The 26,051-nt window shown below is 65.9% G+C and carries 25 protein-coding genes, 1 tRNA gene and 2 riboswitches; of the genes, 10 read left to right on the top strand and 16 right to left on the bottom strand.

Going from position 1 to position 26,051, the window contains the following annotated elements; genetic code table 11:
• The 4 genes from WBB07_RS24595 to glyA all read right to left on the bottom strand — a co-directional run.
• A partial coding sequence (locus WBB07_RS24595) for a 2Fe-2S iron-sulfur cluster-binding protein (protein ID WP_526311481.1) occupies positions 1–393 on the bottom strand: 393 nt, incomplete at its 3' end.
• On the bottom strand, positions 393–668 hold the full coding sequence (locus WBB07_RS24590) for a sarcosine oxidase subunit delta (RefSeq protein ID WP_526311479.1): 276 nt from the start codon (positions 666–668) through the stop codon (positions 393–395). The genes WBB07_RS24590 and WBB07_RS24595, both read right to left, overlap by 1 nt.
• Before the next feature lie 42 nt (positions 669–710).
• Entirely contained in the window at positions 711–1,940 is a 1,230-nt protein-coding gene (locus WBB07_RS24585; RefSeq protein WP_526311477.1) for a sarcosine oxidase subunit beta family protein, read from the bottom strand.
• The gene (glyA, locus tag WBB07_RS24580; RefSeq protein ID WP_526311475.1) at positions 1,937–3,280 is read right to left on the bottom strand and encodes a serine hydroxymethyltransferase; all 1,344 of its coding nucleotides are present in this window, start codon (positions 3,278–3,280) and stop codon (positions 1,937–1,939) included. The genes WBB07_RS24585 and glyA overlap by 4 nt, the downstream gene beginning before the upstream one ends.
• A 106-nt stretch (positions 3,281–3,386) precedes the next feature.
• On the opposite strand from glyA, the gene WBB07_RS24575 reads away from it, so the two are divergent.
• On the top strand, positions 3,387–4,058 hold the full coding sequence (locus tag WBB07_RS24575) for a GntR family transcriptional regulator (RefSeq protein ID WP_526311473.1): 672 nt from the start codon (positions 3,387–3,389) through the stop codon (positions 4,056–4,058).
• Between the two features lie 193 nt (positions 4,059–4,251).
• Positions 4,252–4,881 (top strand): GntR family transcriptional regulator, encoded by a 630-nt coding sequence (locus WBB07_RS24570; RefSeq protein WP_526311485.1) that lies wholly within the window; start codon positions 4,252–4,254, stop codon positions 4,879–4,881.
• A gap of 159 nt (positions 4,882–5,040) precedes the next feature.
• Here WBB07_RS24570 and purU read toward each other — a convergent pair whose 3' ends face one another.
• Genes purU through WBB07_RS24550 form a run of 4 tightly spaced genes read right to left on the bottom strand, consistent with a single transcriptional unit; the run spans position 5,041 to position 9,881 of the window.
• Positions 5,041–5,889, bottom strand: coding sequence for a formyltetrahydrofolate deformylase (gene purU / locus WBB07_RS24565; protein WP_526311471.1), 849 nt, complete (start codon positions 5,887–5,889; stop codon positions 5,041–5,043).
• 31 nt (positions 5,890–5,920) lie between these two features.
• Positions 5,921–6,814, bottom strand: coding sequence for a bifunctional 5,10-methylenetetrahydrofolate dehydrogenase/5,10-methenyltetrahydrofolate cyclohydrolase (locus tag WBB07_RS24560; protein ID WP_526311469.1), 894 nt, complete (start codon positions 6,812–6,814; stop codon positions 5,921–5,923).
• Complete coding sequence (locus WBB07_RS24555) at positions 6,811–7,425, bottom strand: cyclodeaminase/cyclohydrolase family protein (RefSeq protein ID WP_526311467.1); 615 nt, start codon at positions 7,423–7,425, stop codon at positions 6,811–6,813. Before WBB07_RS24555 ends, WBB07_RS24560 begins: the two co-directional genes overlap by 4 nt.
• Positions 7,422–9,881, bottom strand: a complete 2,460-nt coding sequence (locus tag WBB07_RS24550; RefSeq protein ID WP_526311466.1) for an FAD-dependent oxidoreductase — start codon at positions 9,879–9,881, stop codon at positions 7,422–7,424. Before WBB07_RS24550 ends, WBB07_RS24555 begins: the two co-directional genes overlap by 4 nt.
• Before the next feature lie 205 nt (positions 9,882–10,086).
• On the opposite strand from WBB07_RS24550, the gene WBB07_RS24545 reads away from it, so the two are divergent.
• The 5 genes from WBB07_RS24545 (at position 10,087) to WBB07_RS24525 (ending at position 15,846) form a co-directional block, all read left to right on the top strand.
• The gene (locus WBB07_RS24545; protein ID WP_526311464.1) at positions 10,087–10,878 is read left to right on the top strand and encodes an IclR family transcriptional regulator; all 792 of its coding nucleotides are present in this window, start codon (positions 10,087–10,089) and stop codon (positions 10,876–10,878) included.
• Positions 10,879–11,314: 436 nt separating this feature from the next.
• The gene (locus WBB07_RS24540; protein ID WP_526311483.1) at positions 11,315–12,871 is read left to right on the top strand and encodes a BCCT family transporter; all 1,557 of its coding nucleotides are present in this window, start codon (positions 11,315–11,317) and stop codon (positions 12,869–12,871) included.
• 269 nt (positions 12,872–13,140) lie between these two features.
• Entirely contained in the window at positions 13,141–13,503 is a 363-nt protein-coding gene (locus WBB07_RS24535) for a bifunctional 3-phenylpropionate/cinnamic acid dioxygenase ferredoxin subunit (RefSeq protein WP_526311462.1), read from the top strand.
• Entirely contained in the window at positions 13,500–14,669 is a 1,170-nt protein-coding gene (locus WBB07_RS24530; RefSeq protein ID WP_526311460.1) for an NAD(P)/FAD-dependent oxidoreductase, read from the top strand. Before WBB07_RS24535 ends, WBB07_RS24530 begins: the two co-directional genes overlap by 4 nt.
• A 49-nt stretch (positions 14,670–14,718) precedes the next feature.
• Positions 14,719–15,846 (top strand): aromatic ring-hydroxylating oxygenase subunit alpha, encoded by a 1,128-nt coding sequence (locus WBB07_RS24525; protein WP_526311458.1) that lies wholly within the window; start codon positions 14,719–14,721, stop codon positions 15,844–15,846.
• 69 nt (positions 15,847–15,915) lie between these two features.
• Here WBB07_RS24525 and WBB07_RS24520 read toward each other — a convergent pair whose 3' ends face one another.
• The 4 genes from WBB07_RS24520 to WBB07_RS24505 form a co-directional block, all read right to left on the bottom strand.
• On the bottom strand, positions 15,916–17,301 hold the full coding sequence (locus WBB07_RS24520) for an L-serine ammonia-lyase (RefSeq protein WP_526311456.1): 1,386 nt from the start codon (positions 17,299–17,301) through the stop codon (positions 15,916–15,918).
• A 94-nt stretch (positions 17,302–17,395) separates the two neighbouring features.
• On the bottom strand, positions 17,396–17,632 hold the full coding sequence (locus tag WBB07_RS24515; protein WP_526311454.1) for a hypothetical protein: 237 nt from the start codon (positions 17,630–17,632) through the stop codon (positions 17,396–17,398).
• Between the two features lie 53 nt (positions 17,633–17,685).
• Positions 17,686–17,784: riboswitch (glycine riboswitch) on the bottom strand.
• Position 17,785: 1 nt separating this feature from the next.
• A riboswitch (glycine riboswitch) is annotated at positions 17,786–17,878 on the bottom strand.
• A gap of 183 nt (positions 17,879–18,061) precedes the next feature.
• Positions 18,062–18,217, bottom strand: coding sequence for a hypothetical protein (locus WBB07_RS24510; protein ID WP_526311452.1), 156 nt, complete (start codon positions 18,215–18,217; stop codon positions 18,062–18,064).
• Positions 18,218–18,302: 85 nt separating this feature from the next.
• Positions 18,303–18,914 (bottom strand): TetR/AcrR family transcriptional regulator, encoded by a 612-nt coding sequence (locus WBB07_RS24505; RefSeq protein ID WP_526311450.1) that lies wholly within the window; start codon positions 18,912–18,914, stop codon positions 18,303–18,305.
• Between the two features lie 117 nt (positions 18,915–19,031).
• On the opposite strand from WBB07_RS24505, the gene WBB07_RS24500 reads away from it, so the two are divergent.
• The 3 genes from WBB07_RS24500 (at position 19,032) to WBB07_RS24490 (ending at position 21,652) form a co-directional block, all read left to right on the top strand.
• On the top strand, positions 19,032–20,102 hold the full coding sequence (locus tag WBB07_RS24500) for a DmpA family aminopeptidase (protein ID WP_526311448.1): 1,071 nt from the start codon (positions 19,032–19,034) through the stop codon (positions 20,100–20,102).
• Positions 20,099–21,520, top strand: a complete 1,422-nt coding sequence (locus WBB07_RS24495; protein ID WP_526311446.1) for an amino acid permease — start codon at positions 20,099–20,101, stop codon at positions 21,518–21,520. Before WBB07_RS24500 ends, WBB07_RS24495 begins: the two co-directional genes overlap by 4 nt.
• 58 nt (positions 21,521–21,578) lie before the next feature.
• A tRNA-Ile gene (locus WBB07_RS24490) sits at positions 21,579–21,652 on the top strand.
• Positions 21,653–21,724: 72 nt separating this feature from the next.
• Here the strand turns inward: WBB07_RS24490 and WBB07_RS24485 are convergent.
• From WBB07_RS24485 to WBB07_RS24470, 4 genes are all read right to left on the bottom strand, one after another.
• Complete coding sequence (locus WBB07_RS24485; RefSeq protein ID WP_526311444.1) at positions 21,725–22,351, bottom strand: hypothetical protein; 627 nt, start codon at positions 22,349–22,351, stop codon at positions 21,725–21,727.
• A gap of 47 nt (positions 22,352–22,398) precedes the next feature.
• On the bottom strand, positions 22,399–22,833 hold the full coding sequence (locus WBB07_RS24480; RefSeq protein WP_526311442.1) for an STAS domain-containing protein: 435 nt from the start codon (positions 22,831–22,833) through the stop codon (positions 22,399–22,401).
• Between the two features lie 100 nt (positions 22,834–22,933).
• Positions 22,934–23,758, bottom strand: coding sequence for a DUF2306 domain-containing protein (locus WBB07_RS24475; RefSeq protein WP_526311440.1), 825 nt, complete (start codon positions 23,756–23,758; stop codon positions 22,934–22,936).
• Positions 23,759–23,770: 12 nt separating this feature from the next.
• Positions 23,771–25,966 (bottom strand): xanthine dehydrogenase family protein molybdopterin-binding subunit, encoded by a 2,196-nt coding sequence (locus WBB07_RS24470; protein WP_526311438.1) that lies wholly within the window; start codon positions 25,964–25,966, stop codon positions 23,771–23,773.
• Positions 25,967–26,051 lie beyond the last annotated feature (85 nt).

Here is a 26,051-nt window from a genome sequence, read left to right as displayed (position 1 = left end):
GGCCGGGCCCGCACCGACCACCAGCACGTCGGTGTGCACGTGGGTGGCGTCGTAGCGGGCGGTGTCGGCGACTTCGGCCAACCGGCCCTGTCCGGGAATGCCGCGCGCCACCAGGCCGTCGAACAGTTCGATGGTGGTGGCCAACAACATCGGCTCGGGGAACGGGTGCTCCATCTGGACCAGACCACCGGTGTCCTCGGCCCAGGCGGCGGTGAACCCGCGTGGCCGGCCCAGCTTGATGCTGGTGCTCACCTGATGGACCCCGTTGGCCAGTAGCGCCGAGGCCAAGGTGTCACCGCGGTGGCCGGTCAGCTCTCGGTCGTTGAAGGTGAAGGTGAGCCGGGTGTCGCGGTCGATGCGGCCACCGTCGGCGCTGCGAAAGGATGCGGTCATCAGATGGTCGGCTTCTGCTCGTCGAGGCGGTACACCCGCTCGAATCGGTAGGTGGCGGTGTCTCGGATGGCGTTGAACCAGCGGCGGCAACCGGCGCTGTGGCTCCACCGTTCTGCGAAGCGGCCCTTCGGGTTGTGGCGGAAGAACACATAGTGGGCCCACTGCTCGTCGTCGAGAGCCGCAGGGTCTGGCGGGTAGGGGATGTGAGCCTCACCGCCGTAATGGAATTCGGTCTCCTCGCGCGGCCCGCACCACGGGCATTCGATGAGTTGCATGGTCGGGCTCCTGTAGGTGAGGAATTCCGGTGGGGGAAGAATTCAGTGGGCGACGCCGGCAGCACCGTGCTCGTCGACCAGCGCGCCGGTGACAAAACGGTCGAGGCTGAACGGGGCGATGAACTCGTGCGGTCGGTCGTTGGCGATGGTGTCGGCCAGGCACCACCCGATGCCGGGGGTGGCTTTGAATCCGCCGGTGCCCCAACCGGCGTTGAGGTAGAGGTTCTCGTACGGTGTCCGCCCGACGATCGGTGAGGCGTCGGGGCAGACGTCGACGATGCCGGCCCAGGTGCGCAGCAGGTGGGCGCGGGCGAAGACGGGAAACAGTTCCACCGCGGCGGCCATCTGGCGTTCGATGATGTGGAATGCGCCGCGCTGGCCGTACCCGTTGTAGGAGTCGACGCCGGCACCCATCACCAGTTCGCCCTTGTGCGCCTGCGATACGTAGACGTGTACGGCGTTCGACATCACGACGGTGGGGTGCACGGGCTCGAGCAGTTCTGATACCAGTGCCTGCAGGGGATGGCTTTGCAGTGGGGTGCGGATGCCCAGCATGTCGGTGAGGGTGGAGGTGTGTCCGGCGGCGCACAGCGCCACCTGTCCGGCGGCGATGTCGCCGCGGGTGGTTTGCACCCCGATCACCCGGTCGCCGTCGGTGGTGAAGCCGGTGACCTCGCAGTTCTGGATGATGTCGATTCCGGATTGGTCGGCGCGCCGGGCGAATCCCCATGCCACGTAATCGTGTTTGGCGATCCCGGCTCGCGGCTGGTAGGTCGCGCCCAGCACCGGGTAGCGGATGTCGCTGGAGACGTTGACGATGGGGCAGAGCTTCTTGACCTCGTCGGGGTCGACCCATTGGGCGTCGATTCCGTTGAGCCGGTTGGCTTCCACGCGCCGGACGCTGTCGCGCACATCTTGCAGGCTGTGGGCCAGGTTCAACACCCCACGCTGGCTGAACAGGATGGGGTAGTCGAGGTCTTCTTCGAGGCCCTCCCAGAGCTTCAGTGCGTGCTCGTAGATGCGGGCGCTCTCGTCCCACAGGTAGTTCGACCGGATCAAGGTGGTGTTGCGGGCCATGTTGCCGCCGGCCAGCCAGCCGCGTTCGAGGACCGCGACATTGGTGATGCCGTGGTTTTGGGCCAGGTAGTGTGCTGTCGCCAGGCCGTGTCCGCCGCCGCCGACGATCACGACGTCGTAGGACTTCTTCGGGTCCGGGGTCCGCCAGAGGAACTCGGGGTGGTCGGGCAGGTGTGCACCGGGGGGTGTGCTCACAGCGTGTTTCCTTCCAGCGCAGCCGACTTCAGGCCCGGGTAGAGGGGAAAACGCCGAGCCAGCGCGACGACGCGTTCGCGTAGCCCCCCGAGTGCGGCGTCGTCGGTGTCGGGTCGCAGCGCGTGGCTGATGACGTCGGCGACCTCGGTGAACGCCTCGAGGTCGAAGCCACGGGTGGCCAGGGCGGCGGTGCCGATCCTCACACCCGAGCTGACCATCGGCGGGCGGGGATCGAACGGGACGGCGTTGCGGTTCACCGTGATGCCGACGCGGTGCAGCCGGTCCTCGGCCTGCTTGCCGTCGAGTTCGGAGTCGCGAAGATCGACCAGCACCAGGTGCACGTCGGTGCCGCCGGAGACCACGCTGATTCCCGCGCGGCGCGAATCCTGCTGCAGCAGACGCTCGGCCAGGATGCGGGCGCCGTCGAGGGTACGTTGCTGGCGTTCCCGGAAGGCCGGTTCGGCGGCGAGTTTGAACGACACCGCCTTGGCGGCGATGACGTGTTCGAGCGGGCCGCCCTGCTGGCCGGGGAACACCGAGGAGTTGAACTTCTTGGCCAGCGCCTCGTCGTTGGTCAGGATGATCCCGCCGCGCGGGCCGCCGAGAGTCTTGTGGGTGGTCGAGGTGACGACGTGGGCGTGCGGGACCGGCGACGGATGTAGTCCGGCGGCGACCAGACCGGCGAAGTGGGCCATGTCCACCATCAGGTAGGCGTCCACCTCGTCGGCGATGCGCCGGAATTCGGCGAAGTCCAGTTGGCGCGGGTAGGCCGACCAGCCGGCCATGATGAGCTTGGGTCGACGTTCCTTGGCCAGCCGTTCCACTTCGGCCATGTCGACGCGGTGGGTGTCCTCGGTGACGTGGTAGGCCGCGACGTCGTACAGCTTGCCGGAGAAGTTGAGTTTCATCCCGTGGGTGAGGTGCCCGCCGTGGGGCAGCGCCAGTCCCAGGAGGGTGTCGCCGGGGCTCAGCAGCGCGGCCATCGCCGAGGCGTTGGCCTGAGCTCCCGAATGTGGTTGGACGTTGGCGTATCTGGCGCCGAACAGTTCGGTCAGTCGGTCGATGGCAAGCTGCTCGATGACGTCGACGTGCTCACAGCCGCCGTAGTAGCGCCGGCCGGGGTAGCCCTCGGCGTATTTGTTGGTCAGGACCGACCCTTGGGCCTGCATGACCGCCAGCGGCGCGAAGTTCTCGCTCGCGATCATCTCCAGGGTGCTTTCCTGACGATCGAGTTCGTCGGCGATGGCGGCGTGCACTGCGGGGTCGAGATCGGCAAGCGACTCACCGAGAATCGGGTTGACGCTACCGACGGGGGACGGCACGGCGGTGTCGATCGGCATTGGCCACCTTCCTGGACTCCCAGTGGAGCGGGACTCATATATCAATGTGCGACTAGGATAGGATCAGATCGCGACAAACGTCAATGGGTCAGGAGGGTGGGTTGAGATGTCGGTGACGAACTCTTCGATCAACGGCACCGCTGCGGGTGCCGAGACCAACGCCGACCGGGCTTATGAGCTGGTGCGTGAGCGACTTGTCCTGCTCGACATCCGGCCTGGAGCACCCATCGACGACGATCAGGTCGCCGCCGAACTGCAACTCGGTCGGACACCGGTGCGCGAGGCGCTCAAACGGCTCGAGCGGGAGCGTCTGGTGATCGCCTATCCCCGTCGGGGCACGTTCGCCGCTCCGGTCGACATGACCGATCTGGCCGATATCTCCGAGATCCGCAAACAGCTCGAACCCACCGCGGCGGCGCGAGCTGCTCGCAGCGCGCCCCCGGAGTCGCGGGCCCGGCTGGCAGAACTGGTCGACGTCATCGCCGCAATCGGTGACGACGACGATCAGCGGGACATCTTGCGCCGCGATGTCCGCGTGCACCGGGAGATCTACCGGGCCTCCGGCAATCCGCATCTGGAGCAAATCCTGGTCAGCTTGGATGGCCATGCCACCCGGATCTGGTGCCTGTTCCTGGACCGGCTGCCCGACATCGCCGGTCATGTGCGTGAACACACCGCCCTGCTGGAAGCGATCCTGGCCGGCGATGCCGACCGCGCGGCCGCGCTCGCCCTCGAGCATGTGACCGGGTTCGAACGGGCCATCCGCGACTGTCTCTGAGGTGGGTCCGAAACGGCGGCCAAGGGGAGTCGATGGCAAACCAAGACACGCACATCCGGTCCACTGCGGTGCATACTGATATATCATCGCTTCGACACGGCCATGGCTGCCGTGAGCGCATTGTCTGAGTCGGGAGGATTCGATCGCCGTGACGGTTGTGGGTGTAGAGGTGTTCGAGGACGACCTCGACAGCATGTCTTTTGCAGACCGTGCTTACATCGCGATCCGGGACAAGCTGATCATGCTCGACATCCGCCCCAACGAGGCGATCGTCGAAAGTGAACTCGCCGGCTCACTGCAGTTCGGTCGGACCCCGGTCCGGGAGGCGCTCAAGCGGCTGGAGGCCGACCGGCTGGTGGTCTCCTACCCGCGCCGCGGTACCTTCGCCACTGGTGTGGACGTGGCTGACCTGCGCCATATCTCGCAGATCCGGGTGAATCTGGAACCGGTCGCTGCCCGTACCGCGGCCGAGGCCGCCTCACCCGAGCTCCGCACGCACCTGCTGCACCTGGCCGATCGCACGGGCGCCCTCGATATCGCCGGCATCAGCCGCAACGAGCTGATGCGCTGGGATCTGACGGTGCATCGGGCCATCTATCGCGCCGCGGGCAACCCGCATCTGGAAGACGTCCTGGTCCGTTACGACAACCTGGCCACCCGGATCTTCTGCCTGTTCCTGGACCGCCTTCCCACCGTGGCCAACCACGTCAGCGAGCACACCGAGCTGTTGCGCACCATCGCCCGTGGTGACGGCGATGCCGCCGCCGATATCGCTCGTGAGCACGTCATCGGGTTCGAGGAGTCGGTGCGCGCCGTCGTGTGACAGTGTCGCGCGGGCCGTGAAATCGGGCGGCCCCCATGGCATGAGGGCCGCCCGATCGGGACTCTCACCGGTTGCCACGCGCGGGATGGCCCGCGCGCTGCCCGCCCCTCTCCAGTGGCGGTTGGCAACCTTGTGCGTGAGAGCCCACGTGGTGGGTGGTCAGCTGAAGACCACCGTGCGATGCCCGTGTAGCAGCACCCGGTTCTCACAGTGCCAGCGCACGGCCCGCGACAGCGCCAGGGCCTCGGCGTCCTGACCCACGGTGGCCAGCCGGGTTGCGTTGTAGGAGTGGTCGATCCGGATGACTTCCTGCTCGATGATCGGGCCCTCGTCGAGATCCGGTGTCACGTAATGTGCCGTCGCACCGACCAGCTTGACGCCGCGGTCGTAGGCCTGGTGGTAGGGCTTGGCGCCTTTGAAGCCGGGCAGGAACGAGTGGTGGATGTTGATGGCGCGACCTTGCAGCGCCTGGCAGGCCTCATCGGAGAGCACCTGCATGTAGCGCGCCAGCACCACCAGGTCGCCTTGGTATTCGTCGACCAGTGCCAGCAGTTCGGCTTCGGCCTCCGCCTTGGTGGTCGGGGTCACCGGGATGTGGGTGAACGGCAACCCCGCCGCTTCGGCCATCGGCCGCAGCGTTTCGTGATTGGACACCACGGCCACGAGTTCGCCACCGAGAGTGCCTGCACGCCACCGGAAGATGAGGTCGTTGAGGCAGTGCCCCATCTTCGAGACCATCACGACCACCCGCGGCAAACTGCTGTCGTCGATCCGGAACGTCATCCCGAACCCGGATGCGACGGTGGCGAACTGTTCGGTGAGCTCGGTGATGTCGATGTCGTCGGCGCAGGCGAAGGTGGTGCGGAGGAAGAACGCCTGGCTACCGGTGTCGTCGAACTGCTGATGTTCGGCGATGTCGCAGCGCCGCGAGAACAGGAATGAGCTGACGGCGTGGATGATCCCGGGGCGCTGCGGGCAGCTCACAGTCAAGGTGAAGTGCTGGGTCATTGAGTGTCTCCTGGAAGGAAAGGGCGGGCCGTCAGCGGGCGGTGGTGACGAGATCGGCTGCGCGGGTGCGGTTGTCCATGGTGGCCGCGGCGGCGGTGGTGGTATTGGCAAGTAGGAGAGCAGTCGTGACGGGTCCGATTCCGCCGGGTACCGGGGTCAGGCCGCCGGCACGGCCGTCGACTGCCGTGGCGTCCACGTCGCCGAGCAGGCGTCCGTCCGCGGTGGCGGTGGTTCCGACGTCGATGATCATCGCGCCCCTACCGACGTGTTTGGCGGTGATGAGTCCGGGGATTCCGACAGCGACGACGACGATGTCTGCTTCGCGGGTGCTGGCGGCCAGATCCGGGGTATGGCGATGGCACAACGTCACCGTTGCATCACGTTGTACCAACAGGTTTGCCACCGGGGTGCCCACCACGATGGACCTGCCGACGACGGCCACCCGGCGGGCGCGCAGGTCGATGCCGTGGTGGTCGAGCAGGGTCATCACCGCCTGCGCGGTGGCCGGTGCAAACGACGGCTGCTGAGCCAGTAGCCGTCCGAGGCTGACGGAGTTGGCGCCGTCGATGTCCTTGGTGGGGGAGATCGCGTCGCGCAGTGTCGGCAGATCGGTACCGGACGGCAAGGGCGTCTGCAAGATGATGCCGTGCACGTCGGGATCGTGGCTCAATGCCGTCAGCGCCGACAAGATCTCGGCATGGGAGGTGTTCGGGCCGAGGTCAACGGTGTCGCAGGCTATTCCGGCGGTGCGCGCAGCATTGGCGATCGAGCGCACATACCACGCCGTCGACTCGTCGTCGGTTGCCGTCACGACCGCGAGCGTGGGCCGAACACCCTGTGCGGTCAGGGTTGCCGCCCGGGCGGTGACCTCGGCGCGGATGCCGGCCGCGAGTGCCTTACCGTCGAGGATTCTGGTGGTGCTCATGCAGTGAGAGCCTTTCGAACGTGTTCGGTGATCCCGTCGGCGCGTGACATCAGCTGGTCGATGCCGGCGATCCTGGACAGCAGCGCGCTGCGTGTCCCGTCGTCGGTGATGCTGGGCAAGTTGATCTCGACGTTGACGCGTGCTGTGGTGGCCGCGGCGCGGGCGGCGTCGGCCGCGGCGGCGACATCGCTGATCACATTGCTGTTCGCCACGGGTAGGAGCTGTTCGGCCAGCGTCACCACCTCGCCGGCGGCTTCGGCGACATCGGCGGGCACGGTGGCGGCCCGAGTGGCTGCGGCACTGATCGCGGCGGTGCGCAGGTCTGCTTCGGCTTTGGTGGTCTTGGGCAGCTTGTAGGCAGCGATGACACCGGTGAAGGCCGCCATGTCCGCACTCATCAGCTGCAGGGCGGTGGCGCGGGTGGCGTCGGCGTGTTCGCAGATCATCGTCACCAGGTCCTGGTGCTCGGCGAACCGCGGACCGGTGGTGTAGCGGGCCACCATGGCGACCAGGGCCGCCGCCTGTGCCAGGTGGACCGCGGCGACGGCGCCGCCCCCGGGGGCCGGAACCTTGTCGGCGAGCGCGTCGAGGTAGTCGAGGACTGTGGTCATGACCGGATTTTCTGCATCTCGGGGTCGACCAGCGGCTCGGCGACCACAGTGGCCTTGACCCGCCGGTCGAAGTACTGGATCTCCACGCTGGTGCCCACACCGGTGCCGGCGGGCAGCCAGGCGTACGCGATCGGGGTGCCGACGGTGTGGCCGAATGCGGCGCTGGTGACGTACCCGACCGGTACCCCGTCGAGGAACACCGGCTCCGAACCCAGCACCACTGTCTGACCGTCGTCGATGGTCAAGCAGGACAGTCGTTTTGTCACTGTCTCGTCGGACATGCCGTCCAGCGCATCCCGGCCGAGGAAGCCGTCTTTCTGTAGCCGCACCGCAAAACCCAGTCCGGCCTCGTAGGGGTTGTGCTCGGTGGTCATATCGGTGCCCCAGGACCGGTAGCCCTTTTCCATGCGCAGGCTGTTGAAGGCGGCGCGACCCGCGGCGATCACGCCGTGCTTCTGGCCCTCGGCCCACAGTGCATCCCACAGCCGGAGCCCGTGGTCGGCGGTGGTGTAGAGCTCCCAGCCGAGTTCACCTACATAGGACAAGCGCATCGCGGTCACCGGGACGCCGCCGATGCGAACTTGCTTGGACCGGAAGTATTTGAACGATTCGTTGGACAGGTCGTCGCGGCTCAACGCCGACACCAGATCACGGGCTCTCGGGCCCCACACCCCGATACAGCAAGTGGCGCCGGTGATGTCGCGGATGGTGACACTGCCGTCGGTGGGCGCCTGCCGGCGGAAGTAGTCGAGATCCAGGTTGCCGTTGGCGCCCACCTGGAAGATGTCAGCTCCGAGCCGGGCCACCGTGAGATCGCTGCGGACACCGCCGGATCCGTCGAGGGCCAGGGCGTAGGTCACCGCACCCACCGACTTGTCCATCTTTGCGGTGGTGAGGCGTTCCAGCAGGGCGAGCGCACCCGGCCCGGAGATCTCCAGCCGTTTCAGCGGTGTCATGTCGTAGAGCGCCACCGCGGTGCGCGTCTTCCATGCCTCGACCGCGGCGATGGGGGAGTGGAACTTGGCTGACCACTCGTCTCGGGCCGGCGGCCGCCATTCGTCCGGAAGCTGTTCCACCAGAGCCGCGTTGGATTCGAACCAGTGTGGCCGCTCCCAGCCGTGGTTTTCCAGGAACATCGCCCCGAGCTCCTGCTGCCGGACGTGGAACGGGCTGACCCGAAGATCACGCCGGAACTCGCGCGGCTGCAGCGGGTGGAGGATGTCGTAGATCTCCACGAAGTTCTGTTGCGCGGTTTCGCTGACGTAGTCGGGGTCCAGCTGGACCTGCTCGAAGCGGTGGACGTCGCAGCCGTGCAGCTCGATTTCGGATCGACCGTCGGTCAGCAGCTGGGCCACCGCACGGGCGACCCCCGCGGAATGTGTGACCCATACAGCTTCGGCAATCCAGAATCCGGAGACGTCGGCAGACTCGCCGATCAGTGGGCCGCCATCCGGGGTGAAGGAGAAGATTCCGTTGAATCCTTCAGCAACACTTGCGGTTTCCAGGCAAGGTAGCAGTTGCTGGCAGTGCTGCCAAGCCGGTGCGAAGTCTTCTTCGGTGAACGCCAGCATCGACGGCATGGCGTCGGCGGTGATCTCGCCGCCGGGAAGCTCACGCAGGTCGACGGGCATCGGGCGGTGTGCGTAGGAGCCGATGCCCAACCGGTCGACGTGTTCGCGGAAATAGAGGTCTTGGTCCTGATGGCGCAGGATCGGGAAACCGGCTTCGGTGGCTTCGGTGTTTCGGCCGAGGAGCTCCGGCAGCACGCTGGTCTTGGCGTACTGATGGGCCAGCGGCAGTAGCGGGACGTCCATTCCGATCAATTCGCCGAGGGCCGGGCCCCAGAATCCGCCGCAGGACACCACGATGTCGGCGGGGATGGTGCCGTTGGAGATGCTCACCCCGGTGACCTTGCCGCCGCTGTGCTCGACCCCGGTGACCTTCGTCGAACCCCGGAACACCGCGCCGCGGCTCTCGGCGCGCCTGGTCAGTGCCACAACTGCCCGTGAGGCCTTGGCCAGACCGTCGGATTCGACGTAGAGCCCGCCGAGGATTCGGCTCGGGTCCAGCAGTTGGTGCACCTTGGCGCATTCTTCGGGATCGATCACCCGCGCGTCGACTCCCCATGAGGTGGCCCAGCCCTGTCGGCGGTGCAGCTCGGCCAGTCGCGCTTCGGTGGTCGCGACTTCCAGACCGCCCACCTGGTTGAAGCACCACTGCCCGTCGACCTCCAGGGAGAGGAACTTCTCGACGGTGTAGCTGGCCAGCGCGGTCATGGTCTTGGACGGGGTGGTCTGGAAGACAAGCCCCGGTGCGTGAGATGTCGAACCGCCGGTCAACGGCAGAGGGCCCTGGTCGACGACGGTCACGTCGGTCCAGCCGCGGGAGGTCAGCTCGTCGGCCAGGTTGGTGCCGACGATGCCGGCGCCGATGATCACTACGCGGGGGGATGCCATGAAAGGGTCTCCTAGCTCGAGGACGTCAGAGGAGCGGTGTGCCGGTATCGGTGTTGTGAGACCGCGTGACCGATATTGATCGACAACTGATATACCAAAAATACGACGCGAGTGTGACGCAGGTCAACCCCTCGGAAGCAGATAATGCAACACGTTGCGTAGGGGGAAACTTCAATGGAATACGGCTGTTGGATAGTGTTGCGGTATGAGCAACGTTCGCTCAGAACGGGTACCGGCTGCCAGTGGCGTGCAGTCGGTCGATCGTGCGGTTGCCACTCTGGAGATCCTCGCCCGGGATGGTGAGGTGGGCGTCACCGATGTCGCGGCAGAACTGGGTGTGCACAAATCAACGGCGTTCCGGCTGCTCGGCGCCCTGGAGCTCGGTGAGCTGGTCGAGCAGGTGGCCGATCGTGGCAAGTATCGGCTCGGATTCGGAATCCTGCGCTTGGCCAACGCCATGCCCAGTCGCCTGGACGTGACCGAACAAGGGCGTGACGTCTGCGAGGAGCTTGCGGTCCAGCTCGGGGACACGGTGAACATTGCTGTCCTGCAATCTCATTACGTGATCAACATCGTGGAAGCTCGCGGCCCGTCGGCCATCGGGACCCACAACTGGGTTGGTCAGCCGACGCCGCTGCATGCCACATCGAGCGGCAAGGCCCTGCTGGCGTTCACCGCGGCGCATACGCGCCGGGCGCTCCTGGAAGCGGCCGGTCTGCAGCGCTTCACCGCGAACACGCTGACCTCTGTCGACGCGCTCGAAAAGCAGCTCGCCGCCGTGCCCGGTGACGGGTACGTGGTGTCGCTCGGTGAATTCGAAGAGGGTCTCAACGCCGTTGCGGCGCCGATCCGCGATCACGCCGGAGTGGTGGTCGCCGCTCTGAGTGTGTCGGGTCCGGCGTATCGACTCACCGTGGAGCGCACCCGCGACGTTGCCCCGGCTGTCGTGTCGGCTGCCGCCGAGATTGCTCGTCGGATGGGCTATCAGCGGCCCTGATCTGGGCCGGTCTCGATCGGGGGATCTGCGGCAGTTTCTTCCCTGGCTCTCGCTGTTCGGCCAGCTCGTGAGTGGGTGCGCCTCATTGGTCAGAATTACTTCCTGTCGAGCAGTCGCGTATCAGGACGACGCGGTCTAATATATCACAGCAGCGGTCAGGTGTGATTTACCTAACATCGGGTCGCTAACAGGCTGAGCTGCATGTTTGTCCCGAATTGGGGCTTGTCGGCTCATCCAGGCGCTGTGTGGGCTGCCGCGAGAGGAAGTATCGCCCGCATTTTTGGCGTCGGCCCCACCTCCACAGTCGGACCGCACAGGTCCCGCTCCGATCTGATCCCGGCGTTCCCCGCCCCAGGAGGCTGATGTGACAGCACAACAAGAAAACCCTCTGGAAACCGAAGTACGCACGCCGTTCGATTCGACGCTCGATGAGGGCGTGGTCGAACCCGATATCCCGCTGCACTCTCAACGACCGGTCACCGACTGGCTGGTCTTCGGCCTGACGGCCGCCTTCGTGGTGGGCATCCTGTCGTGGGGTCTGATCGACGCCACCGGATTTGCCGGCACCATGTCGGCAATTCTGAACTGGGTGGTCGGCAACCTCGGCTGGTTGTTCATCTTGTCGGCGACAGCCTTTGTGCTGTTTGCCATTTGGCTTGCGATGAGTAGGTACGGGCGGATTCCACTCGGTGCTGACGGTGAGAAACCGGAATTCCACACCGTCAGTTGGATCGCGATGATGTTCAGCGCCGGAATGGGTATCGGTCTCATCTTCTGGGGTGTGACGGAGCCGTTGACGCACTTTGTCAAACCGCCTCCGGGCCTTGCTGATTCGGCGGCGGGAACGGCGTTGGCCACCGCACTGTTCCATTGGGGCTTCCATCCGTGGTCGATGTACGCGGTGGTCGGTCTGTCGATTGCGTACGGCACGTACCGGATGGGGCGGCGGCAGCTCATCAGCTCCGCATTCATTCCGCTGTTCGGGCGCAAGCGGGTGGAGGGCCCGATCGGGAAGGTGATCGACATCCTCGCCATCTTCGCCACGATGTTCGGCACCGCAGCCTCGCTGGGTCTGGGCGCGCTGCAGATCGGTTCCGGCATCGAGGTGCTGGGTTGGGTCGGTCAGGCGACCACGCTGCTGCTGGTTGCGGTGGTCGCGGTGCTGACGCTGGCCTTCGTGGCCTCCGCTGTCTCCGGTGTCTCCCGGGGGATCCAGTGGCTGTCCAACATCAACATGGTGCTGGCGCTGACCTTGGCGGTCTTCGTGTTCGTCGCCGGTCCCACGGTCCTGATCCTCAACCTCATACCGACTGCGCTGGGTGACTATGCCGCCAATCTGGCGTCGATGTCCGCGCGGTCGGCCGCCGCCGGATCCGAGACCGAAACCTGGCTGTCGTCGTGGACCATCTTCTACTGGGCCTGGTGGATCTCGTGGACCCCGTTTGTCGGGATGTTCCTGGCCCGGATCAGCCGGGGGCGCACCATCCGGCAGTTTGTCGTCGGCGTCATCCTGATTCCGACGACCGTGAGCCTGTTGTGGTTTGTGATCTTCGGGGGTTCGGCAATCGGCCAGCAGCGCGACGGTATCGACTTGTACGGCACCGGCGAACCCGAGTCGACACTGTTCGGGATGCTGGACCACTTGCCGCTGGCGGCGCTGTCGTCGCTGCTGGTGATGGCGCTCGTGGCCATCTTCTTCGTCTCCGGTGCCGACGCTGCTTCGATGGTCATGGGCACGCTCTCGCAACGCGGCTGTCTGCATCCGACCCGGTGGGCCATGGCGTTCTGGGGGCTGAGCACCGGAGCCGTGGCGGCCCTGTTGCTGTGGGCCGGCGGCGACGACGCGCTCAACGGACTCCAGACCATGACCATCATCGTGGCGGCGCCATTTGTGGTTGTGATGATCGGAATGTGCGTCTCGCTCTATCTCGATATCCGGCGTGACCCGTTGGTGGCCGATCTGCAGCGGGGTCTGCCCGCCAAACGCCACTGACGGTTGGGGTGGCCCGGCTTCGGCCGGGTCGCCTCATCGACAGGCAAACCGGAACCGCACACGATCTGCGGCACCGGCATTGCTCCACTTCGCCGCTCCGGGGACGCCACTGTCGATGGGGAGGAGGCGGCGCCGGGTCCGGCGTGAAATTGACAGCAAATAGACAGCCGGCACCACTTGACCAGCAGTGTGACCATGCCCACACTGTTGCGTAATGCGAATCAAGTTGCGTACTACGCACTAAAGCGCCACGAACGAAAGGTCCGCGGATGCTCGAGATCTGTCCCTTGGCTGACCTGCCTCCGGGGGAGTCCCGCCGGGTCGCGACCGTGCCACCCATCGCCGTGTTTCACACCGAGGACGGCGAGGTGTTGGCCATCGATGACACCTGTTCGCACCAGGATGCTTCCCTGGCGGACGGCTGGCTCGAGGGCTGTGAGGTCGAATGCCCTTTGCACGCTTCGCGTTTCAATCTCCGTACCGGAGCGGTCGACGCCCCGCCGGCCAAGCTTCCGGTGCGCACTCACGTCGTCGAGATCTGTGGTGACGTGATCTATGTCGAGCTCAGTGCCGACAAGCCGAATCTGCCGCCCGATATCCGGGCCCGGCTCGACGAAGGATCCAGCCGATGAGGCATGTCGCCGTCGTCGGGGCCTCGCTGGCGGGGCTGTCTGCGGCCCGGGCGCTGCGCGCCCAGGGGTTCGACGGGCGCCTCACGGTGATCGGGAATGAGGCACGCCGGCCCTACGACCGTCCGCCGCTGTCCAAAGAATTCCTGGCCGGCTCCTTGAGCGAGGCCGACCTCGCTCTCGAAGCCGACGATGACGACCTGGACGCGGGCTGGGTGCTCGGTGCCGCTGCGACCCGCCTGGACTGCAGTTCCGGTGAGATCGAACTCGCCGACGGTTCACGGGTCCCCGTCGACGGCGTGGTGTTGGCCACCGGATCACGGGCGCGCCGCTGGCCCGGCTGCGACGACCTGGCCGGCGTGCACGTCATTCGCACCATCGACGACGCCGTCGCCTTGCGTCAGGAACTGCGACCCGGTGCGCGCCTGGTGGTGATCGGCGCGGGCTTCATCGGAGCCGAAGTCGCCTCCACCGCCCGCAAATTGGGGCTGGACGTCACCGTCGTCGAAGCGGCTCCCGCTCCGCTGGCGGTTCAACTCGGTGCCCAGCTCGGTGCCGTGATCGCCGGTGCGCATGTCGCGCACGGCACCACCCTGGTGTGCGGCGTCGGGGTGTCACGGATCGTGGGCAGCGACCGGGTCACCGGCGTCGAACTCGCCGACGGACGCACCCTGCCCGCCGATGTGGTGGTGGTCGGCATTGGTGGTATCCCCAACATCGAGTGGCTGCGGGACTGCGGACTCGACCTCGGCAACGGCGTCATCTGTGGTGCCGGAGGGGAGACGGCCATCCCCAATGTGGTCGGGGTCGGCGACTGCGCCGCCTGGTATGACCCCTCGATCGGAGCGGTGCATCGTGTTGAGCATTGGACCGGCGCCCTGGAACGACCGGCGATCGCGGTGGCGGCGCTGCTTGCCGGCGGCAGCCATCAGGGCGCTGCGGCCAAGGCCCCGTACTTCTGGTCCGATCAGTACGGCGCCCGCATCCAATTCGCCGGCCTGGCCCGCCCCGGTGATGTCGTCACCATCGAAGAAGGCAACTGCGAAACCCGGTGCTTTGTCGCCACCTATCGCCGCGACGGCCAACTGGTGGCCGTTCTCGCGGTCGATCAGCCCCGGCTGTTCAACCGGCTACGGCGCCAGATCGCCGCGACGCCGGCAACAGTTTGAAAACTCCACTCATCCAGTTCATTTCGCCACGAACACCCAGGAGCAACGCATGACAACCGCAGCACCCAGCCTGCCGGAAAGCCTCATCTCGACGCTGCCTGGACACTATTACACCGACCCGGGCGTCTTCTCCCTCGAGCAGGAGAGAATCTTCGAGACCATGTGGTTCTGTGTGGTCCGATCTGCTGACCTGGCCGGTCCGGGTGCCTTCAAGACCGTGCAGGTGGGGCGGGAGAGTGTGCTGGTCACCCGGTCGCGCAAAGGTGAGGTCCGCGCTTTTTACAACGTGTGTCGGCACCGGGGTGCCCGGCTGTGCACCGAGGGGTCCGGTGAGGTCAAGCGTGCGTTCCAATGCCCCTACCACGCCTGGACTTACGACCTCGACGGCAAGCTGATCGCCGCGCCGAACCTGACCAAGATGCCCGATGTCGATCGCACCGAATTCGGCCTGCAAAAGATCGAGGTCCGCGAGTGGCTGGGATATGTGTGGGTGTGCCTGGGCGACGAGCCGCCGTCCTTCGAGGAGACGGTCATGCAGGAGATCGTCGACCGGCTCGGTGATGTCGAGTCCATCGACCACTACAGCATTGCGGACCTGAGTCTGGGCCGGCGCATCGTCTACGACGTCAAGGCCAACTGGAAGCTCATCATCGAGAACTTCATGGAGTGCTACCACTGCGCCACCATCCACCCCGAGCTGACCGAGGTGTTGCCGGAGTTCGCCGACGGCTACGCCGCGCAGTACTACGTCGGTCACGGCGCTGAATTCGGCTCCGATGTCCAGGGATTCACCATCGACGGGTCGGAGGGTCTGGACGTGATCCCCGGCATCTCCGAGGATCAGGACCGGCGTTACTACGCGATCACCGTGCGTCCGCAGGTGTTTGTCAACCTGGTGCCCGACCATGTGATCATCCACCGGATGTTCCCGCTGGCCGCTGATCACACCGTCGTGGAATGCGACTGGCTGTACCTGCCGGACGTCGTCGAATCCGGGCGCGATGTCAGCCGATCGGTGGAATTGTTCCATCGGGTCAACCAACAGGATTTCGACGCCTGTGAGCGTTGTCAGCCGGCGATGGATTCGCGTACCTACCGCGACGGCGGAGTGCTGGTACCCAGTGAGCACCACATCGGCGCGTTCCACGATTGGCTCAAAGCCAAGCTTGCACACTAGATCGGCAAAAGGCATCGGCTCCGGTTGGAAAACCGGAGCCGATGCCTTTTGAGTCGGGTGAACTGCCGGTCAGCACTCGATGTAGTTCACCGGCACATTGACCGCGAGGCCGCCGGTGCTGGTCTCCTTGTATTTGGAATGCATGTCCGCGCCGGTTGTCCGCATGGTTTCGATCACCTGATCGAGGCTGACCCGATGGGTGCCGTCGCCGCGCAGCGCCATCCGGGCGGCGTTGATTGCTTTGCCCGCTGAGATCGCATTGCGTTCGATGCAGGGGATCTGCACCAGGCCTTCGATCGGATCGCAGGTCAGGCCCAGGCTGTGTTCCATGGCGATCTCGGCGGCGTTTTCCACCTGTTCGGGTGTGCCGCCGAGTATTTCGGCCAGACCGGCGGCGGCCATCGACGCCGCTGAGCCGACTTCCCCCTGGCAGCCGACCTCGGCCCCGGAGATGGATGCGCGTTCCTTGTACAGCGAGCCGATGGCGCCGGCGGTGAGCAGGAAGCGGACAGTGGTCTCGTCGCGATCAGCGTGGCCGGCCGGGGTGTAGTGCATCGCGTAGTGCAGCACCGCGGGGACGATGCCGGCCGCACCGTTGGTCGGTGCGGTGACGATGCGTCCGCCCGAGGCATTCTCCTCGTTGACGGCCAGTGCGACCAGGTTGACCCAGTCTTCGGCGAACTCTGGAAGTCGTTGGGGATCTTCCTCGTTGAGACGCTGGAACCAGTCCTTGGCGCGGCGGCGGACCTGCAGTGCGCCGGGCAGGAAGCCTTCCCGGTCGATACCGCGTTGCTCGCATTCCACCATCACGTCGCGGATGTGCAGGAGGCGCCGGCGAATCTCGGTTTCGGTCCTGGTGGCGCTTTCGATGCCCAGCATCAATTGGTGGATGCTGCAGTCCTGTTGGTGGCACAGGTCGAGCATCTCTTTGGCCGAGCTGAACCCGTTTCCAGATGTGGTTGTCGCGGTCGCGGTGTGACGGCTTTCGGCTTCGGTGACCACAAACCCGCCGCCGATGGAGAAGTAGGTTTCGCTGTGCAGCACGGTGCCGTCAGGGCGTATGGCGGTGATCGTCATGCCGTTGGGATGAAACGGCAGCATGGTCAGCGGCCGGAGGGCAAAATCGGCTTCGGTGAGTGCAATCTCTTGTGCGCCACCGAGGTTGATGTGTCCGGTGGCTCGCATCGTGGCGATGCGGTGCTCCATCTCCTCGGTCTGGATCTCCTCGGGGCGCAACCCCTCCAAGCCCAGCAGCACCGCGGTCATCGTGCCGTGGCCCGCGCCGGTGGCGGCCAGCGAGCCGTACAGATCCACCCGGATGTCGCGGGCGTCGTCGAGGGCGCCCAGGGTGCGTAGGTCGGCGATGAACCGCGCGGCGGCGCGCATCGGGCCGACGGTGTGTGAACTCGATGGTCCGATGCCGATCGAGAACAGGTCGAACACACTGATGGTCACTGGGGCACCGTCCTCGTGAACCGGCCATTTCTGATCGACAGGTGATATATCAATGGTGACTCCACCGTAGGGGAGCTGGGCGTGATGGTCAAGGTCAGGCTCCGACGCTGGCCAGGGCGTCGGCGAGGAGGGCGCGGTCGGCGCGCGGCAGACACGGTAGCCGTTCGGCGTGGGCGGCCACCAGGCTGCAGAATCGGTCCTCCACGGCGGCGGACGTCGTGCCGAATTCGAGGTAGGAAAGATCCTCGGGTGGGCCGCCGTAGGGAACCCAAGCCGGCGTGAACTCCAGGAGCTGTCGCTCGTGGGTGTCGAATGGTGCGTGAGTGGGCACGGAAGTTCCTCCAAGTTCAGGTCACCGCGGTGGGTGGCCATGGCGAATCGGAACTCCCCGCTCTGTCCTGAAACCTGAGAGATCTGGCGCGTTTGTGACATGCGCCGTACACCTTCGGTCAGGCTGATGTGGATTGCCTGTCTCCAGAGTTGCCTTCGCGCAGCGGTACTGGGGCCTGAGAGATTCCTGGGGAGGATATTGCTCCTACGGCGCCTCGGTGATTCGAGACTCTCCCGCCACGCATCAACGGCTATTCGATTGTGACCTAGGTAACCTACCCCGCCTCGATGGCTTTGTCATATGGGTGCCGGCAGCGCGCTGCCGGCAGGCTGTTTTGTGAGTTGTCACAACTCGATCCGGCGGCGACCCCGCTACGGCCAAAAGCCGTATGCGTAGCCGCCGCCGGACAGTCACATCGCGGGTGTCGGTCTAGAACCAGACTTTTCGTCCGCCGACGGGTCGGCCCGCCGCGCCGAGAATCCACAGCACAACCCCGACAACAAGGAGAATGCCGCCGATGGTGTAGAGGATCGACAAACTGGTGAAGTAGCCGATCAAGAGAAGGATGACACCGAGCACGATCATGTGGACCCCGATTCGTCGCAGATTGCTTGCCGGAAAAGAATTGCCGTTTCGGGGATCTTCAAACCGAGCCCGGTGTCTGGGCCGGTCATGCCGTGTCTGGCAGCCGAGTTCTCGTGGCCAACTCGGCGTACTGGCGCATCAGTCGCAGGGCGGTGGCGCGGCTGATCTCCGGGTCGCGGGCGACGATCCGGTAGCCGAAGTAGTCCTCCATCGACATCAGGGTCATCGCCACGTCGCGAGCGGGGGAGCTCAGCGTGAACACCCCGGCTTCGGCCCCGGCGGTCAGCAGGTCGGTGTAGAGGTCGACCTGCCGGTGGTAGATGCCCTGGACGTCGCGGCGCTGGTCGAGTTCGAAGCCGGCCGCCAGCACGGCCCGCCAGATCGCGCGCCACTCGGCGTCCTCGGGGCCGCTGGGCAGGCCGGCAGCGATGGTCAGTGCCAGCTGGGTCGCGAGGTTGTCGGTCTGGGTGCCCAGTTGCAGGCGTTTGTCGTAGAACCGGTCATCGGAGCGCAGCGCCAGCTCCGAGAGCAGCTCCGGGATGTCTTTGAAGTAGTACCGCACCGCGTTGGTGGTCAGGCCCAACTCGGCGGCGACGTCGGCAAGCTTGAGCGTGGCCAGGTCGTGGCGCTCGATCAGGGAGATCGCGGCATCCAGGATTTCGCCGCGTCGCTCGATCTGCCGGTTCGGCCGTCCCATCGGCTGACTCCTTCCCACGTGTTTCAACTAATTTTGCCGTTCCTGTTGCGTTGTGGCTCACCCGGGCGCATAGTTCTTTTCCAATTCGGAAAATAACTCTTGAACGAGAAGAAGCCAATGCGTGCCAGAGAGCTCGGAATCATCATCGGCCAGCACCAGCCAGGGCCGGTCAACGCCATCACCGACGTGGCCGGGGTCCGCGTCGGACACACCACCCTTCAGGGCGACGGAGTGAACACCGGGGTGACGGTTGTCGTCCCGCATGACGACATCTGGACCGAGCCGGTGTTCGCCGGCTCGCACGTCCTCAACGGCAGCGGCGAGCTGACCGGCCTCGAGTGGATCCGTGAATCCGGCGAGCTCACCAGCGCCATCGGACTGACCAACACCCACAGCGTGGGTGTGGTGCGCGACGAGTTGGTCGCCGAGCAGGTGCGGGTGCGCGGCGATGGCCTGTACTGGTCGTTGCCGGTGGTGGGGGAGACCTATGACGGATTTCTCAACGACATCAACGGATTTCACGTCCGCCCCGAGCATGTGCGCGCAGCGCTGGCGCAGGCTTCCGCCGGTGCGGTGGCTGAAGGCAATGTCGGCGGCGGCACCGGGATGATCTGCCACGAGTTCAAGGGCGGCATCGGCACCGCATCCCGGGTGAAGGACTACACCGTCGGTGTCCTGGTACAGGCCAATCACGGACGCCGCGAACGGTTTCGGATCAACGGGGTGCCCGTCGGGGAGAAGATCGGCGACGCACAGATTCCACTGCCGGCCTATCCGCCGGGATACCGGCCGGGCTCCGGGTCCATCATCGTCATCGTCGCCACCGACGCGCCGTTGCTGCCGCATCAATGCCAGCGGCTGGCACAGCGATCGGCGCTGGCAGTCGGGCGTCTCGGCGGCACCGGCGAGCAGTACAGCGGCGACCTGATGCTGGCGTTCTCCACCGGCAACCGCGGTATCCCGCCCTACGGCGCGGTCGACGCCAAGACCGAGCTTCCGCAGGAGATACCGCTGCGCATGGTCGGCCCGCAGTTGATGGACCTGTTGTTCGACCTGACCATCGAGGCCACCGAGGAGGCCATCATCAACGCCGTGGTGGCCGCCCAAACCGTGACCGGCCACAAGGGTTACACCGCTCATGCACTTGACCACCACCTACTCACATCAGCACTCCAGGAGACCTCATGACCACCACCAAGACCGGGGAGCGCCGCCTCACCGGGCATCTCGGCCCGATCGGCATCGTCTTCATGGTCGTCGCCGCGGCCGCCCCGCTGACGGTGATCGGCGGCAACATGCCGTTGGCGATGGGACTGGGTAACGGCGCAGGCGCACCCGTCGGGTTTGTGATCGCGGCGCTGGTCCTGCTGGTGTTCAGCGTGGGTTTCGTGGCGATGACGCCGTATGTTCCCGAGGCCGGGGCGTTCTTCTCCTACGTCACCGTGGGGCTCGGGGAGCGGATGGGTAAAGGCATCGCGGTGGTGGCGCTGATCGCCTACACCGCCATCCAGATCGGCATCTACGGCTACATCGGCTGGGCCATCAGCGACACCGTGGGCTTCTACGGTGGCCCCGAATTGCCGTGGCCGCTCTACTCGTTGGTGGTTTTGGCGATCGTCGCCGTGCTGGGTTACCGGCACATCGAGCTGTCCGCCAAGGTGCTCGGGGTGGCGCTGGCCCTCGAGATCGGCATCGTAGTGGTACTCGACCTGGTGATGGTCGCCAAACCCGGCCCGGCCGGTATCACGTTCACCTCCTTCGATCCGGCGGTGTTCACGCAGGGCACCCTCGGCATCGCCATCTTGTTTGCGCTGACGGGGTTCATCGGATTCGAGGCCACGGCGGTGTTCCGTGACGAGGCGCGCGACCCGGAAAAGACGATCCCGCGGGCGACGTACGCCGCGGTGCTGATCATCGGCGGGTTCTATGCACTGACCGTGTGGGCGTTTGTCGTGGCGATCGGACCCGACAATGTGACCGCCGTGGCGCAGCAGACCCTCGACGGTGAGGGCAACATGCTGCTGGACACCACCGGCGTCATGCTGGGCACCCTCGGCCGCGACATCGTCAACGTGCTGCTGCTGACCAGTTTGTTCGCCTGCGTGCTGTCGTTCCACAACGTGATCGCGCGGTACCAGTTTGTGCTGGCCCGCAAGGGCATGCTGCCGCAGCGGCTGGCCGCCGTGCACGGCCGCCATCAGTCGCCGGCATTTTCGTCTCTGGTGCAGACCGCGACGGCCACGGTGATCGTCGCCATCCTGGCAGTGCTGGGCATCGATCCGCTGGTGGGAGTGTTCGGCTCGATGGCCGGCGTGGCCACCGTCGGCATGGTGACCCTGATGCTCACGACGTCGATTGCGGTGCTGGTGTTCTTCGTCCGCAACCACGGCGAGGTGTCGGGCAAACCTTGGCAGACGCGCATCGCGCCTGCGCTGGCGGTGCTCGGCCTGCTGTGCAGCCTGTGGCTGGTGCTGTCGAACTTCACCCTGGTCACCGGGGGCAGCCTGGGATTGAGTGTGGTGTTGGCCGCGATTCCGTTTGTCGGATTGGTGGTCGGCGCGCTGGCCTGGAAACCGTCGACCTCGATTTCCGCCCGTATCGACTGACCGCCTTGGCGTGGTTGCGCGGCCGCATGCGAAAATAGCGGCCGCGCAGCTGCGTCAAGGGGCGGTAGCTCAGTTGGTTAGAGCCGGGGACTCATAATCCCTTGGTCGCGGGTTCGAGCCCCGCCCGCCCCACAAGGTTTTTGTATTACGTCGGGTGATGCCTGACAGTGGCTTCGGTTGATCCCTGACACTGACGACAGAGAGTCACCCCAGAACAGAATGGGTGACGAAGCTGTCGATCCCGTCCTCAGGCCGATAGGGCTCTGACCGCAACATCACCGTGCGCCCTTGGAAGCGCTCGTCGGCTTTGTCCAGCATCTGCACGCCCGCAGCCCGATCGGTGACGCAGAATCCTGCCACCGAGATGGCGAGGTTGTCGAAGGCTGCTTCGGTGCTGGCATACCGCCCGGGGCCGCCGTTGAGCCGCTCCAACAGTGTCAGCAGCTCCAGCCCGCTGAGCGAGAAGATGTCCTTGCCCTCGAGAAACAACGGGCGCTGCCCTTCCGCCGACATGATCTCGGCAAGGCGGTCAGCCTGATATCCCAGAACGAGGCCCGGATCGCCCCGTGTTTCGGTCACGCTGTCAGCGGATGGGCCACTCTCTGCGCAGGCGGCGATGAGGGACTGCTTTTCCTCGTCAGTCATCGCGCCGCCGAACTTCTCCAGCGAGCCGCGCAGGATCTCGTCGGAGATTTGGTCGTTCATCCGACCTGTGACAGCACCGTAGGTGTGCGAGAGTGCGTCCACCTGCGTCGCAGACATGCCGAACTCGAGTTTCCCAATTCCCTTGCCGGGAAAAATCGTCCAGTCGACTTCTGCCGCCACCGTCATCCCAGTCCTTTCCGTGTGGTTCTGAGTGCGGCGAACCCCCGGTGTCGTCAGCAGTCCGCCCCGATTGTGTGACTGAAAAAGAGAGTGCTGCAGCAGTATTGGACCCTGCGGTCTTGAGAGCCGCGTAGCGCGGCCGCCACCGTCGGGTACATGTCCAACAGGCCGTCGATACCCAGCAGCTGCATCGGTCGCGCGGTGACCTTCCCGGCAGCAACAACTCGAAATGACGTCAGGACTTCTTGGCTGCGGCGGTCTGCCTCCATCAAGATGCTCATCCCCGCAGTCGCCAGGAAGCGCACATCGGTGAAGTCGGTGATAAAGGTGGCTGGGCGCCGACGCAAGACGCGGCCGACGTGATCTGCCAGCGCAGGTGCGGAGGCCATGTCCACATTTCCGGCGGCGGCCAGGACCACGGCATTTCCGCTCGTCCACTCGTGGAGGTGAAGCCCGCGAAGGTCTTCGGGCGGCGGCGATGTTGTCATGGCGGGTTCTGATTCCCAACTTCACGATGATCGAAACATCGGGCTCGCGGCGGCCGGGCTCTGGTTCGGAGCCGCGTCGATGATCGACGGATTAGGGCAGCTACAGCCGCTGCACCTGAATCCAGGCCCCGCCCGCGACGACGATCACCGACAACAGCAGCGCGGCCACCGCCATGCTGCGCACTGCCGCTGAACTGTGCGCTTGCCGCGCCCGCAGGTACAGCTCGGCGATCACCAGGTTGGGGAGGTAGAAGAAGAAGTCCATCGTGAAATCGAACCAGCCTCGGAAATCAACTGTCCTACCGTCGAATTCGACCAGGCTCGCCAGCCCGTACTGCATCCGGTAAAGCCAGGACGCGATCACCAGGGCAAACAATCGCACCGCCCAGGCGCGGTGCCGATCGAAGTCCCGGGCCCGGGCATATCGGATGGCTTGCACAGCAGAGAGAATCATCAGCAGGCCGTAGACGCCGAAGCCGATGTCCATCATGATGCCGCCGATGGTGCGTTGCAGCACGATGAAGCCCAGACCGCCGACCGCCGTCAGCCCAGCGGTCGCCACATACAGCCGCCCGACCCACCGGTGCACCACCGGCCAACGGGCCCGGATCATCGGTACCAGCTGGATGCAGCCCAGCAGCATCACCACCGCTCCGGTCACGAAGTGCAGGCCGATCGAGCCGCTGGCACCGAGATTGTCGGGTGAGTACAGGCCCGGCAAAAAGCCGTTGTTCCACTGCTGCAGATCACCGTCGAACAATCGGGCGATGTAGGTCAGCGCGATGTAGAGGACAAATTGCAGGCCGCTGACGCACAGCAGCGTCACCAGCACAACTCCCAGCCATCGATTGGCGGCACCGAGGACTCCACCACTGCGCGTCGAGGACCTGCTGGCCGGGGCGTCGGTGTCGCGGATCGACGTCATGTCATGAACCTTTCAGCGCAGCAGATCTTCTGGGTGGATCGGCAGGTCGTGGATGCGGATACCGGTCGCGTTGAACACGGCGTTGCCGATCGCGGCGGCCGAGCCGACGGTGCCGAGTTCGCCGACGCCGCGGGCGCCGACGTCACTGAAGTCGGGGTCGTCGCCATCGAGGCAGACCGCGTCGATGAAGGGCACGTCGGCGTTGACGGGAATCATGTAGTCGGCGAGGTTGGCCGCCGCCAGCCGGCCGGAGGGCTCGATGGGGTCGGCCTCCAGCAGGGCGTGCCCGATGCCGAAGATGACACCGCCGACCACCTGGCTGCGGGCGGTCTTGGCGTTGATCACCCGACCGATGTCGACGACGGTGGTGAACCTGGCCACGCGGGTTTCGCCGGTGAACGAGTTGACCCGCACCTCGCAGAAATGGGCGCCGAAGCCGTGCGCGGCGAAATTCCCCGGCAAGGTGTCGGCGTCGCTGTGGGTGGCACTGATCTCCGAGGTTCCCGTCCCACGGAGCAGATCGGCGAACGCGACCTCCGCATTGGCCGATCGCAGAGTGCCGGCTTCGTAGGACACCGGTGTCTGCGCTCCGGACAGCGGGGAGTCCGGATCGGTCGTGGCCACCTCGACGAGGTTGCTGATCGCGGCGCGCGCGGCGGTGCGCGCTGTCGGCGCCATGCTGCCGGTGGCGCGGGAGCCGACGGAGCCGGCCCCTGGCGGCAGGGCGGTGTCACCCACCTCGGTGACAACGCGGTCCATCGGCAGCCCAACCGCGTCGGCGACGACGATCGCCAGCGCGGTGGCCGCGCCCGTGCCGATGTCCACGGTGCCCGTCGTGGCGAGCACGGTGCCGTCGTCGCGGAAGCGCACCTGCACCGCATTGCCGGACCGGCCGGCGGCCGGGTAGATCGCCGTGGCCATGCCCATCCCCACCAGCCATTGGCCGTCGCGGCTGGTCGCGGGGGTGGCGGTGCGGCGATCCCACCCGAATCGGATGGCCCCGAGCCGGTAACACTCGTCGAGCCTCTTGCTGGTCCACCGGCGATCCGTACCGGGCAGCGTTGTCGCGTAGTTGCGCAGCCGCAACTCCACCGGGTCAACGCCAGTGGCCACCGCCAGTTCGTCCATCGCCGTTTCGATGGCGAACGCTCCGGGTGCCTCATTGGGTGCGCGCATCGCCCAGGTCGGTGGCGTGTCCAGGGTGACCTGCCGCTGGTCGACGTGCAGGTTCGGGGTGCGGTAGAGCGCGGCGGTGGTCTCGGCGGCGGTCCGCATCGGCCATCCACCCACCGCCGGGGCTTCGGCGTCGGACTCGTGGCTGACAGCGGTGAGTGTCCCGTCGGTGCGGGCGCCCAATCGGACCCGCTGGCGCACCGCGGACCGGTGTCCGACGGTGCTGAACACCTGGGTGCGGTTGAGCACCAACCGGACCGGGCGACCCAACTCACGCGCGGCTGCGGCGGCCAGCAGGGCGTCCGACCACGGCAGTACGCGGCTGCCGAATCCACCCCCGACGTAGGTGGAGATGATCCGCAGCTGGTCGGGCTGCAGCCCGAGGGCGCCGGTGACTCCGAGCACGGCGCGAGCGGGAAACTGGGTGCCGGTATAGAGCGTCAGCTGGTCGCTACGCCAGATGGCAAGGGAAGCATGTGGTTCCATTGCGACGGCATGCTGAGCCGGCTGGCTGACGGTGATGTCGACGGTGATCTCGCTGTCCCGCAGGGCCGCATCGATGGAGGTGACCCCGGGCGCCAACTCGGTTCTGTTACCCAGTGCTGCCGGCATGCTGATGCCGGGCCCGGCATCGGCCAACGACGTGCGTGGGGTGCGCGGCGCATAGTCGACGGCGATCATGGCCACGGCGTCGCGGGCATGTTCGAAGGTGTCGGCGACCACCACACCGATGGCTTGACCGTGGAACCGGACCTCCTGGTCCTGCAGCGGCCGGTAGTTCTCCCCGAGATCGCCCTCGGCAACGGGTTCCAGCGGCAACGGGGCAAACGGGGTGTAGACGGCGATGACGCCGGGTGCCTGCGCGGCGGCCTCGGTGTCCATGGCAGTGACCTGGCCCAGCCCGATGGTGGCCGACACCAGGACGGCATGGGCCAGGTCGGGTTCCTGGTAGTCCGCGGGGTAGCGGGCTACGCCGGTGGTCTTGACACGACCGTCGATGCGGGAAATGTAGCCGCCCAGCGGGGACGGGTTCATGAGGCCTCCGTGACGTCGGTGAGGGCGCGGGTGATCGCCCGGCGCAGCAGGTGGGGCTTGAAGGAGTTGTTGCTCAGCGGACGGG

Origin of the sequence: Mycobacterium sp. (genome assembly GCF_049647605.1) — a bacterium.
Taxonomy (GTDB): Bacteria; Actinomycetota; Actinomycetes; order Mycobacteriales; family Mycobacteriaceae; genus Mycobacterium.
Note: the sequence above shows the minus strand (reverse complement) of the source record. Positions and strands in the feature narration are given on the sequence as shown.